This window comes from Acinetobacter sp. FY731 (assembly GCF_059515905.1).
On record NZ_JCAKNB010000004.1, the window covers coordinates 70,084 to 81,975 of the forward strand.

The window sequence follows — 11,892 nt, forward strand, 5'->3', positions numbered from 1 at the left end:
CCATATGTCTTTTTCTTCAGAAATGACAGATCAGCAAAAAATTTCTAAAGTTAGATCTGTTGTGACTAAAGCAGGAGAAGATTTACGTCAGCGTTTTCCTATTCTTAAACATCAAAATTTTATTGGTGCAAGTATTTTATTTATTGCACTTGCAGGAATGATTTTATGTGCAGTGGGTTATGCGTATGATTATCTACCTGTATGGGCGTGTATTCCTTTAATTGCATTTTTTGCATCTTTAACACATGAATTAGAACATGATTTAATTCATTATATGTATTTTAAGAAAAAGCCTTGGGCTCATCATTTAATGATGGCATTAGTTTGGTTAGCACGACCTAACACAATTAGTCCTTGGTCACGTAGACGATTACATCTGCATCATCATAAATATTCTGGTTCAGAATTTGACTTAGAGGAACGTGGCATTAGTAATGGTATGCCGTGGGGGATTAAGCGTATTCTTGTTATTAGTGATCAATTGATGACTGTTTATTTACGTCCATTTAAAATGTATAAAATGATTGGTTTGTTTATTGAAAAACAACCTGAAAAAGAACGTAAAGTTGCACTTATTTCGCAATTACTTGGTTTTGTACCATTAAGCTTAATTTATTACGGTTTATGGTATGTATTTGTGATTTATCATGTAGTAAATGGTATTGCACCATTATTTGGGCAAACCATACATTGGTCTGCAACATTAATAAAAGCCATGCCAACAATTAACTTTTTAGCTGTTATTTGGATTATTCCTAATTTCGTACGTTCATTTAGCTTACAGTTTATTAGTTCAAATATGCATTATTACGGTGATATTGATCCACGGGATGTAATTAAGCAAACACAAGTGTTAAATCCGTGGTGGTTAATGCCATTCCAATTGTTTTGTTGCAACTTCGGTTCTACACATGCAATTCACCATTTTGTTGTAAAAGAACCGTTTTATGTACGTCAAATGACATCTAAAACAGCACATATAGTGATGAAAGAGGTTGGTGTTCGATTTAATGATATTGGCACTTTTAAACGTGTGAACCGTTGGAACTAAAATTAAACTTCCATCCATGAATATAAAATAATAAATCCTGCTATAAATGCGGGATTTATTATTTTATAGTTTGCAAAAAATATATTTTCAAAACTAAAACTTGTTTGTTATGAGCATTTTGGGTAATAAATTTTAGTATTTTAGACACTTTGGTCAATGTAGTTTAGCTCTTATTCATCATACAATTTTATACATAGAAAAATGTATAGATATCATTATGTTTTTAAAAGCTGCGACTATTGCATTAATACCTGCGCTTATTATTCAGGGCAAAAAAGTAAAGAAAAATACACCCAGATTACCTGAACCTGAAGGTTTACGTGATGGAGTAACAGGACAAGGGAAAAAGCTTTCAATTCTTATTTTAGGCGATTCTGCTGCGGCAGGTGTTGGTGTTGAAATACAAGATGATGCTTTACTAGGAGGCATATTATCTGAATTGAAAGATCATTATGAAATTACATGGAAACTTCATGCAAAATCTGGTGATGCAACGGCTCAAATTGTACGAGCAACAGAAGATTTACCAAATCAACACTATGATGTAGTTCTTACATCTGTTGGTGTTAATGATGTGACAAAATTAATGTCTGCAAATACTTGGATTAAAAAACAAGAAAAATTATATCAACTTATTCAGGATAAATTTCAACCAAATTTGGTGATTGCAGCAGGTGTTCCTCCTATGAATTTATTCCCAGCATTACCCAATCCTTTAGGTTGGCTGTTTGGTCAATATTCTAAAAAAATGAATGAGGAGCTTTCACAACTTGTAGAAAAAACACCGTATTTAGAGTGGATTGAGTACGATATTTTGAAATATCAGCATTTAAATTTACCTATGGCAAAAGATGGATTCCACCCAAGTAAGGAAATTTATCAAATTTGGGCAAAAGAAGTCGCGGATAAAGTGCGTAAAAACTTTTAATATAACAGTATAAAGAGTTGGGCAATAATGATATTGAAATGCAAAATCTAGACGTTGAAATAGAAACACATCCTTTAGAACCATTTTTACCTAAAAATGGGAAACTTCTTATGCTAGGGAGTTTTCCGCCACCAAAGACTCGATGGAAAATGGATTTTTATTATCCAAATTATCAAAATGATATGTGGCGTATATTTGGAATTTGTTTTTTTCAAGATAAAGATTATTTTTTAGATTTGCCAAATAAGAATTTTCATTTAGAAAAAATAATAGATTTTTTAAATGAAAAAGGTATTGGTATTTTTGATACGGCGTATCAAGTTAAGCGGTTAAAAGCCAATGCGTCAGATAAGTTTTTGCAAATTGAAACAGCGACAGATATACATTTACTATTAAGTGAAATGCCAAACTGCTTTTCTATAGTCACTACAGGTGATAAAGCAACTGATACGCTTATGCTATCTATGTCTGAAGGAACACCAAAGCCAAAAATTGGTGAATCCTCTACATGCTCATTTAATGATCGAAATTTAACGCTATATCGTATGCCATCATCATCTCGCGCATATCCATTGGCATTAGAGAAGAAGGCAGAAGCTTATAAACATTTATTTGAAGAAACAGGCTTACTTTAGGTAAGTCTATTTCTATAATTTGGGTTAGGCGAATTTTTTAGCTAAACCGACACATATAACAACCGCGATACTTATGATAATCATCGCGACATCAATATTTTCATGTAAAACTACAGCAGATATAAGCATACCAATAAATGGTTGTAATAATTGAATTTGTCCAACTTTTGCAATTCCGCCTAAAGCTAAGCCTTTGTACCAAAATAAGAAACCAATGAGTGTGCTAAATAAAGCAACATATATAAGGCTAATTATTGGTGCTATTTGAGTTGTTGAATAATGTGTAGGTGCATAAATAATAGAAAAAATTAACATGATAGGTAACATAATGGTTAAAGCCCAACATATCACTTGCCAGCCACCTAATTCACGCGAAAGCTTTCCACCTTCGGCATATCCCAAACCGCAAATAAGAACTGCTGCAATCATATATAAATCACCTATTTGTAAGACTGAACCTTGATCGTGTAGCAACATATATCCAGCAACAAAAGAACTTCCTAGAAGCGCAAAAAACCAAAACATCGGTTTAGGTTTTTCATTGGCGCAAAGCACAGCAAAAATTGCAGTAGAAAGGGGTAACATTCCAACAAAAACAATTGCTCTTGCAGCAGTTATTGTTTGTAAAGCAAATGCAGTCAAAAGAGGAAATCCAATGACTACACCTGAAGCAACAAGAAGTAGAGATTTGAATTGACGATAATTTGGAAAATTTTGTTTAGTCGCTATTAAAAAAATTAACCCAATAATTCCTGCAATAGATGAGCGAGCATAGGTCATGAATTCGGGGCTGAATTCCATTACACCAATACGTGTTGCAGGTAATGAACCAGCAAATATTACAACACCGATAAAACCATATAAAAAACCGTTATTTGTATTCGTCATTTTTCAATTCTCATGCATCTTCAAATTGATTAAACGACATTTAAGGTAAAGCTTGCATATACAATCCAATACAATTTAAAGTAACTGTTATGGTTTAAATTGCAGTACAATTTTTTAAAAAATATGAAATTAGATTATGTCTAAAACCAAAATAGAATCTGTTACGGAAATTATTCAATTACAAATTTCGAATAAAAGTTTAATTGCAGGTTCGAAACTGCCATCTGTGCGCCAATTTGCTCAACAAATGAATTGTTCCGTGTCTACTATTGTCGAAGTCTATGCACGTCTTGTTGCAAAAGGTGTTTTAGAGTCTCGTGCTGGTGCAGGTTATTATGTTTTAGGTAATAGACAGCATTATAATTTTGTTGAACAAGAGTTTAGTTATCAAAGAGAAGTCGATCCTCTATGGATTTCAAGGCAAGCTTTAGAAGCAAGTCGTGATACATTAAAACCGGGCTGTGGTTGGTTACCTGAAGCTTGGATGCCTGAGCAAACTATACGAAAAGCATTAAAACATGCAGCCAAATCGAGTACATCTTTATTAATAAATTACGCAGTACCACATGGGCACTTGCCACTTAGACAACTTATTGCACGTAAAAAAGAAATTTATGATTTAAAAGTACATCCAAATCAAATTCTTATTTCTGATTCTGCTACACAATCTATTGATCTTATTTTTAGGCTTATTTTAAAAGCAGGAGATGTCATTTTAATTGATGATCCTTGTTATTTTAATTTTCAAGCTTTAATTAAAACGCATCATTTGAAAGCGGTTACTATACCATTCACACAAAATGGACCAGATATAGAAAAATTTAAGCAGGCTCTTAGTTTAAAGCCCAAAATTTATTTAACAAATACAGGTATTCATAACCCAACGGGAGCTATCCTTTCCTTACATACAGCGTATCAAATTGCAAAATTGGCTGAACAAGCAAATTTAACCATTATTGAAGATGAAATATTTTCAGATTTTGAATACACTCCTGCGCCTAGATATGCCTCATTAGCAGGTTTTGAGCATGTCATTCAAATTGGTAGTTATACAAAAACCTTATCTGCTGCTGTACGTTGTGGTTATATTATTTCTAATTTAAAACTCATTGATGCTTTAATAGATTTAAGAATTTCAACAAATTTTAGTAATAGTAATTTAAATGCAGAAATTATTTATCAATCATTAATGGATACAAGTTTCCCTAAGCACATTGATTGGCTTAAAAAACAGCTACTCAAATTTACCAAAGATACGATAATTAAACTTGAAAAATTAGGTATTGAACCGTGGATTATTCCTAAAGCAGGAATTTTCATTTGGTGTAAATTGCCCAAAGGGATTCATGCTTCAAAGCTTTCACAATTATGCTTAAAACAAAGCATCATTCTTGCACCTGGTAATGCTTTTAGCCAATCTGAAGGTGCAGAATGTTATATGCGTTTTAACGTTGCACAATGTATAGATCAAAAAATATTTGATGTACTTGAAAATGCTATTGACGAATTAAAGCAAGAAAACACAAGACTAAATTAATTATCATATTCAACATAATCCCAAAGGTTTAATCGCGCTTTAATTTCTTTACGTAAATTTGGAAGCATTGCTAAAAGTGTTCCATCAAGCCATAAAATTAAGGCTTGTGTTGAAAGTTTTTGTTCTGCTTCATCAACTAACTGAGCACCTTTAACAATAACTAATGTTTCATTATTCGCAGGAGTTTCTATACCTTTAAAGAGTACTTGTAATTCATGACCAGTATCTTGAATTAACCATTCCAATTCAATTTGAATATTATGATTAGACTTTAAGATGACTTGTCCTTCGAGTATTTCATTATCACTTTCACAATCATGATCTACTCGAACTTTAGATAAAAACCATTCTTGCCGGCTTAAATCATTTAAAGTTTGGAAGGGGGTTAAGATATTACTTAAATTGAATTGGCGACTTAAATCAAAAAATTGCATTACAGATAAACAAATGGGGAGATATAAAATGTGAATTTTAAATTATTTCTACTTTCAACGAAATACAAAAATAAAATTTGCTTATATTTTAACTAAAACACCTATAAAGAATAAAAATGTGTATTTGTTGTCATTACATTAGCCATTCAATAGGTAGGTATGAGACAGCTTTAAAGGCAAAACGCTGAAAATTAGTGGTTTCAGGTTCTGTTTGATAAATGACGGTAGAGCCATCTAATTTGTACTCTAACCAAATTAACTCACCATTTTTATCAAGTTTTAATTCGTATGCAATTTTAGGTAAGTATTCATTTAATTTGTGTTGGATTTCTTGTTGTAATGGATCAGATTCAATCACTAAACCAACTTCAGTATTTAAGTGAACGGATCTGGGGTCAAAATTAAATGAGCCAATAAAGACCATGCCATCAATATCAAAAAATTTTGCATGCAAGCGAGATGCATTCTTATTTTTAGCTGGAATAACATTACCTGTCGCGACTTCATACCATGTACGCTTTTTTCGCTCTATATAAGGTTTAAATTCATATAACTGTACGCCAGATTGCAATAAGCTTTTTCTATACTTTTGATAAAAAGCATGGACAACAGGAACATCATTAGCCAAATAGGAGTTGGTTAAAACACGGGTAGCAATATTATTTTTCTGAAGATTTTGTAAATATTCCAAACCTTTTTGCTGCGGAACAAAATAGGCTGAAACTAAGTCTAGATGCTTTTGAGGTTGTCCCATAATATTGAAAATTTGTGTAGAAATAAGTTCTTCTTTCTTTATTGTCCCTCTGATTTTATTGGGCGAGTCTGCGACTAAATGTACTTTAGCCCAGCGAATAGCACTACTTTTTAATGTGCTACGAATTAGTTTTTCAGCATTATAAATTTTTTGTTCTTGTTGTGTTTTTCTTAAACCATCTAACTCATATTTTTTACGTAAAACTTTTAAATCTTCAGATGAACTTTCACCTAATAATTGTTGAACAGAATAGCTTAAATGATCATTCCAAAAGCTGTTAAATAAAGAATTTGCTTCTAATACTGGTGTGCCATAAAACATAATATCAAGATCGGTGAATTGAAACTGATCGCTCGCATCGAAATATTCACGGCTAATGTTGCGTCCACCTGTTACCGCAATAACACCATCACCAACAATCAATTTATTATGCATACGATGATTGATCTTTTTTAATCTAAATAAATAGTCTATTGCGCGTAATTTTCTAAACTTATATGGGTTGAATAATTTAATTTCAAAATTTGGATGTTGAGCAAGTTTCTGTAATGTCGAATCTAATTGTGTACCATTCTGATCATCAATTAACAGCCTTACTTTTACACCTCTATCCGCTGCTTTTAAAAGCTCTGAAAGTAATAGGCGTCCAATACTGTCATTTTCCCAAATGTAATATTGTAAATCTATGCTGTGTTTGGCTTTATTAATAATATGTAATCTAGATGCAATACTTAAAAGAGCATCATCTAAGGCTAAATATGCAGTTAAATTTTGCTCAAGTTTTGCATTAAAGTTTTCCCCATGTAGCCAATAATCGCTGTTTTCTTTTAAATCTATAGGCTGAATATGTTCTTTTTCGACCGCTCGATTCATGGGTACATCACATCCTGTAAGTAATATGAATAATATTGTAATTTTAAGCGTTTTTTTAATTTCCATAGAAAGTAGATTCATGTGAATCATTAAATCTCATTTCTCTTTAATATAACGTATGTTAAAGGTTGAAACTGAGAATAAAATAACGATACTGTAAATTATCTGTAAGTCAGTAACTCAATAAAGGAATGCATTACATGAAATCTCGTGCAGCTGTCGCATTTGCTCCAGGTCAACCATTACAAATTGTTGAAATTGATGTAGCACCACCTAAAGCTGGTGAGGTATTGGTCAAAATCACCCATACAGGGGTTTGTCATACGGATGCTTTCACTTTATCTGGTGATGATCCTGAGGGTATTTTCCCTGCAGTTCTTGGTCATGAAGGAGCGGGTATTGTTGTCGAAGTTGGAGAAGGTGTCACAAGCGTTCAAGTTGGTGATCACGTTATTCCACTTTATACCGCAGAGTGTGGCGAATGTTTATTCTGTAAGTCTGGTAAAACGAACTTATGTACATCTGTTCGTGCAACACAAGGTAAAGGTGTAATGCCTGATGGCACAACACGTTTCTCTTATAATGGTGAACCTATCTATCATTATATGGGCTGTTCGACATTCTCTGAATATACAGTTGTTGCGGAAGTTTCTTTGGCAAAGATTAATCCTGAAGCAAATCCAGAACATGTATGTTTATTGGGTTGTGGGGTAACGACAGGTTTAGGCGCTGTTAAAAATACAGCCAAAGTTCAAGAAGGTGACACAGTTGCAGTCTTTGGTTTAGGTGGTATTGGTCTTGCTGTTGTACAAGGTGCTCAAAAAGCTAAAGCAAGTCGTATTATTGCAGTCGATACAAACCCAGAAAAATTCAAACTAGCTGAAGAGTTTGGAGCAACTGATTTTGTAAATCCAAAAGATTTTGACAAGCCTGTTCAAGAAGTCATCGTTGAAATGACAGGTTGGGGTGTAGATCATTCATTTGAATGTATTGGTAATGTGAATGTGATGCGTTCTGCGCTTGAATGTGCTCACCGTGGTTGGGGGCAATCTGTCATTATTGGTGTTGCAGGTTCTGGACAAGAAATTTCAACTCGTCCATTTCAACTTGTTACAGGTCGTACTTGGAAAGGTACTGCATTTGGTGGTGTAAAAGGTCGTTCACAACTTCCGGGTATGGTTGAAGAAGCAATGAAAGGTGATATTAAACTTGAACCTTTTGTTACGCATACAATGGGCCTAGATAAAATTAATGAAGCATTTGATTTAATGCATGAAGGTAAATCCATTCGCTCTGTTGTACATTTTTAAAATAAGTATTGATTGTAAAAAAGCCTAATTTATTAGGCTTTTTTACATTTTATGAAAGGTATATTTAAAAATGTAATGGTTGAGCGCAATCATCGAAGATTTGTCTTAATTTTAAGATTAAACAAAAAATAGCTTGTCAAAGCCTTTAACTACAGGTATTTTGTTGGAAAGCTTATTTTTAATTGATGAAAAGATGTTAAAGCAACCTGTAATTTCAAACGCAACTTATTATTTTTGGCAATTTAGATAATTGCCTGAACGCGTTTGGGCTAACAAAATAGGTTGCCCACAAGTTTATACCTGATTGGGGCAACCCAATCGGGTTTTTTTATATCTTTTGATTTATATTTTGGAGAATTTTAATGAATACATTTACTTTGTCATATTTTAGCAACTCTTATTGGTTTTACTTTAGTCAACTTATGACGCAATCCACAAGACCCAATATGCTCAAATAAATGATCGGACTGAAAAATGCAGTCCAAAGGAATGAAGAATGAATGCTTTAGTAACGACATTAGAAAAAGAAATAAAGAAAGAAACGACTTTAAGTTTACCAACAGCGCTAAAGGCTGCTTTACCACTATCTGCAAAATTAGCGCAGCAAATTTTAGAACATCGTCAAACTGTGCAAAACATCTTAGATGGGAAAGATAAACGCTTAATGGTAATTACAGGACCATGTTCAATTCATGATCCTATTGCAGTGCTTGAATATGCTGAAAAACTATTAGAATTACAAGCACAAGTATCTGATCAAATTTTCCTTGTTATGCGTGCATATATTGAAAAACCACGTACCACTGTGGGATGGAAAGGCTTTTTATACGATCCAAACTTAGATGGATCTGCAAATATGCAATTGGGCTTAGAAAAATCTCGTCAACTATATTTGCAGCTTATTGAGATGGGGCTACCTATTGCCTCAGAGATATTAAGTCCAATGGCAACAGCATATTTTGATGATTTATTGGCTTGGGGTGCAATTGGTGCAAGAACAAGTGAGTCACAAATTCACCGTGAAATTTCAAGTCACATGCCATTTAGCATTGGTTTCAAAAATGGTACAGATGGTTCAATTCAAATTGCATTAGATGCCATTCAATCTGCATCAAATGAACATCAATTTTTAGGCATGAGTCAATCTGGATTACCTTCATTAATTGAATCTAAAGGTAACCCACATGCACATTTAATTTTACGTGGTTCAAATACAGGCGTTAACTTCACACTTGCTGAAATTGAAAAAATCAAACAAAAAGCAAAAGGTGAATTACCCGCATTAGTTATTGATTGTAGCCATGGTAATAGTGCTAAAAATCCGTTAAATCAACCTGACGTGTTAAAAACAATTGTAGCGGAAAGATTACAAAGCAATGTACGTGGTGTAATGCTTGAAAGTCATTTAGTTGATGGTAATCAAAAAATTTCATGTGATATGACTTATGGACAATCGGTTACAGATGGTTGCTTAGGCTGGGAAAAAACAGCACAACTTTTAAACGAGGTTGCTGAAAATTTAAGATGTAATGAAATTAAATTAAGTGCTTAAATTATTGTTTGTCCAAAAAAACCTCTAAAATTTAGAGGTTTTTTTAATTTTAAGATAAAAAACAATGCAAAATATAAAATAATTATCATTTATATGAATAAATGTGAGTTAATTCAATTAATAGCATATTGTAACATGATGAAAATTATAAGAATATGATTTTAGATAAAAGTTAAAATGTTGTTTATTAAGGCAATATTTAAAAATACTTCATATATTTTAAAGTGAAACTACTTAATGTACACCACAGAATTGCTCGACGAAGCGCGTAAATTTATGTTTCATATGCTCACAAAAGTTGTTGAGTATGGTGGATCTGATTTATTTATTACCGCAGATTTCCCACCTAGCATTAAACATCAAGGTTTAATGAAAGCATTTGGTCAGCAAGAGTTAACGGCGGAAAAAACAAAGTTATTTGCTTACAGTTTAATGAATGAACGTCAGCGAGCAGAGTTCGAATCTGAGCTTGAGTGTAATTTTGCGATTAGTATTCCCAATGTTTCTCGTTTTCGTGTAAATATTTTTCAACAGCAACTTAATGTTGGTATGGTAATTCGTACTATTACCGCAGAAATTCCAAATTTTGAAAAACTAAAGCTTCCTGAAACCTTAAAAAGCGTAATTATGGAAAAGCGCGGTTTGGTCTTGGTGGTAGGTGGTACTGGTTCAGGTAAATCTACATCTTTAGCTGCAATGATTGACTATCGAAATGAAAATTCGGCAGGGCATATTATTACTGTAGAAGATCCTGTTGAGTATGTACATAAGCATAAAAAATCGATGATTACGCATCGTGAAGTAGGTGTAGATTGCCACTCTTGGCACAATGCTTTAAAAAATACATTACGCCAAGCGCCAGATGTAATTTTAATTGGTGAGATTCGTGATACAGAAACCATGGAACATGCAATTGCTTTCGCGGAAACAGGGCATTTATGTTTAGGTACACTTCACTCAAATAACGCCAACCAAACACTTGACCGTATTATTAACTTCTTCCCAGAAGAACGCCGTAATCAATTGCTTATGGATTTATCAAGTAATTTAAAAGGCATTATTTCGCAGCGTTTAATCCGAACTCAGGATGGTAAGGGACGTCGAGCTGCTGTTGAAATTATGCTGAATACGCCATTAGTTTCAGATTTAATTCATAAAGGCAATTTCCATGAATTAAAAGAAGTGATGTCTCGTTCACGTGAATTGGGTATGCAAACCTTTGACCAAGCGCTATTCGATTTATATAACTATGGCGAAATATCATATGAAGAAGCATTACGTAATGCAGATTCATTGAATGAATTACGCCTACAGATTAAATTGAAATCTACACGTCAAGATTCAGCTATTCCTGCAGAATCCTCATCATTCACAATGAATAAATCTGATGATGCTTAATTTTTATAATTTTAAGTAGTATTTGAATAAAAAAGGCATCTAAATAGATGCCTTTTTATTGAGTATTCACTTATATTTTAATTATAAGCCAGCTTCATATTGTTCAGCAGAAAGTAAGTTTTCAATATCTGCAATATTGTCAGGTTTGATTTTATAAATCCAACCTTTGCTATATGGTGCATCATTTACAAAATCGGGATCATCTTCTAAGTCAGCATTCACTTCTACAACTGTACCTGAAATAGGTGCGTGAATATCTGAAGCAGTTTTTACAGATTCCACTACACCTGCTTGTTCACCCGCAGTAATATGCTGACCTACTTCAGGTGCTTCAACATAAACTAAATCGCCTAATGCATCTTGTGCATGGTCTGAGATACCAGTAACAACAAGATCACCTTCAATACGAACCCATTCATGCGTAGTCGCATATTTTAATTCAGCAGGGTGATTCATTGTGGTAACTCCTTAAAAGACGGCAAAATAACATGTGCTATGATTTATACATGTTTTTACAACAAAACAAAAGATG

At 33.2% G+C, this 11,892-nt stretch carries 11 protein-coding genes; 7 read left to right on the top strand and 4 right to left on the bottom strand.

Annotated features, from left to right (window positions below; genetic code table 11):
• The first annotated feature begins 4 nt into the window (after nucleotides 1-4).
• From AC5YC8_RS06475 to AC5YC8_RS06485, 3 genes are all read left to right on the top strand, one after another.
• Nucleotides 5-1,051: a fatty acid desaturase gene (locus tag AC5YC8_RS06475; RefSeq protein ID WP_496117974.1), complete on the top strand. Its 1,047-nt coding sequence runs from the start codon at nucleotides 5-7 to the stop codon at nucleotides 1,049-1,051.
• 217 nt (nucleotides 1,052-1,268) lie between these two features.
• Nucleotides 1,269-1,979 (top strand): SGNH/GDSL hydrolase family protein, encoded by a 711-nt coding sequence (locus AC5YC8_RS06480; RefSeq protein WP_496117972.1) that lies wholly within the window; start codon nucleotides 1,269-1,271, stop codon nucleotides 1,977-1,979.
• A gap of 38 nt (nucleotides 1,980-2,017) precedes the next feature.
• On the top strand, nucleotides 2,018-2,614 hold the full coding sequence (locus tag AC5YC8_RS06485) for a uracil-DNA glycosylase family protein (protein WP_496163969.1): 597 nt from the start codon (nucleotides 2,018-2,020) through the stop codon (nucleotides 2,612-2,614).
• Between the two features lie 24 nt (nucleotides 2,615-2,638).
• Here AC5YC8_RS06485 and AC5YC8_RS06490 read toward each other — a convergent pair whose 3' ends face one another.
• Entirely contained in the window at nucleotides 2,639-3,502 is an 864-nt protein-coding gene (locus AC5YC8_RS06490; protein ID WP_496163970.1) for a DMT family transporter, read from the bottom strand.
• Between the two features lie 136 nt (nucleotides 3,503-3,638).
• On the opposite strand from AC5YC8_RS06490, the gene AC5YC8_RS06495 reads away from it, so the two are divergent.
• The gene (locus AC5YC8_RS06495) at nucleotides 3,639-5,039 is read left to right on the top strand and encodes an aminotransferase-like domain-containing protein (protein ID WP_496163971.1); all 1,401 of its coding nucleotides are present in this window, start codon (nucleotides 3,639-3,641) and stop codon (nucleotides 5,037-5,039) included.
• On the opposite strand, the gene AC5YC8_RS06500 is transcribed toward AC5YC8_RS06495, so the two are convergent.
• Together AC5YC8_RS06500 and AC5YC8_RS06505 are read right to left on the bottom strand one after the other, a co-directional pair.
• A complete protein-coding gene (locus AC5YC8_RS06500; RefSeq protein ID WP_496117965.1) occupies nucleotides 5,036-5,473 on the bottom strand; it encodes a hypothetical protein in 438 nt (145 codons plus the stop codon). The genes AC5YC8_RS06495 and AC5YC8_RS06500 overlap by 4 nt on opposite strands.
• A 133-nt stretch (nucleotides 5,474-5,606) precedes the next feature.
• Entirely contained in the window at nucleotides 5,607-7,181 is a 1,575-nt protein-coding gene (locus AC5YC8_RS06505; RefSeq protein ID WP_496164146.1) for a phospholipase D family protein, read from the bottom strand.
• A 119-nt stretch (nucleotides 7,182-7,300) separates the two neighbouring features.
• Between AC5YC8_RS06505 and AC5YC8_RS06510 the strand changes: the two genes are divergently transcribed.
• The 3 genes from AC5YC8_RS06510 (at nucleotide 7,301) to AC5YC8_RS06520 (ending at nucleotide 11,360) form a co-directional block, all read left to right on the top strand.
• Nucleotides 7,301-8,410, top strand: coding sequence for an S-(hydroxymethyl)glutathione dehydrogenase/class III alcohol dehydrogenase (locus AC5YC8_RS06510; RefSeq protein ID WP_496117963.1), 1,110 nt, complete (start codon nucleotides 7,301-7,303; stop codon nucleotides 8,408-8,410).
• A gap of 496 nt (nucleotides 8,411-8,906) precedes the next feature.
• Nucleotides 8,907-9,962, top strand: coding sequence for a 3-deoxy-7-phosphoheptulonate synthase (locus AC5YC8_RS06515; RefSeq protein ID WP_496163972.1), 1,056 nt, complete (start codon nucleotides 8,907-8,909; stop codon nucleotides 9,960-9,962).
• A 237-nt stretch (nucleotides 9,963-10,199) separates the two neighbouring features.
• Nucleotides 10,200-11,360, top strand: a complete 1,161-nt coding sequence (locus tag AC5YC8_RS06520) for a PilT/PilU family type 4a pilus ATPase (protein ID WP_496117959.1) — start codon at nucleotides 10,200-10,202, stop codon at nucleotides 11,358-11,360.
• Nucleotides 11,361-11,441: 81 nt separating this feature from the next.
• On the opposite strand, the gene gcvH is transcribed toward AC5YC8_RS06520, so the two are convergent.
• Entirely contained in the window at nucleotides 11,442-11,816 is a 375-nt protein-coding gene (gcvH, locus tag AC5YC8_RS06525; protein ID WP_496117957.1) for a glycine cleavage system protein GcvH, read from the bottom strand.
• Nucleotides 11,817-11,892 lie beyond the last annotated feature (76 nt).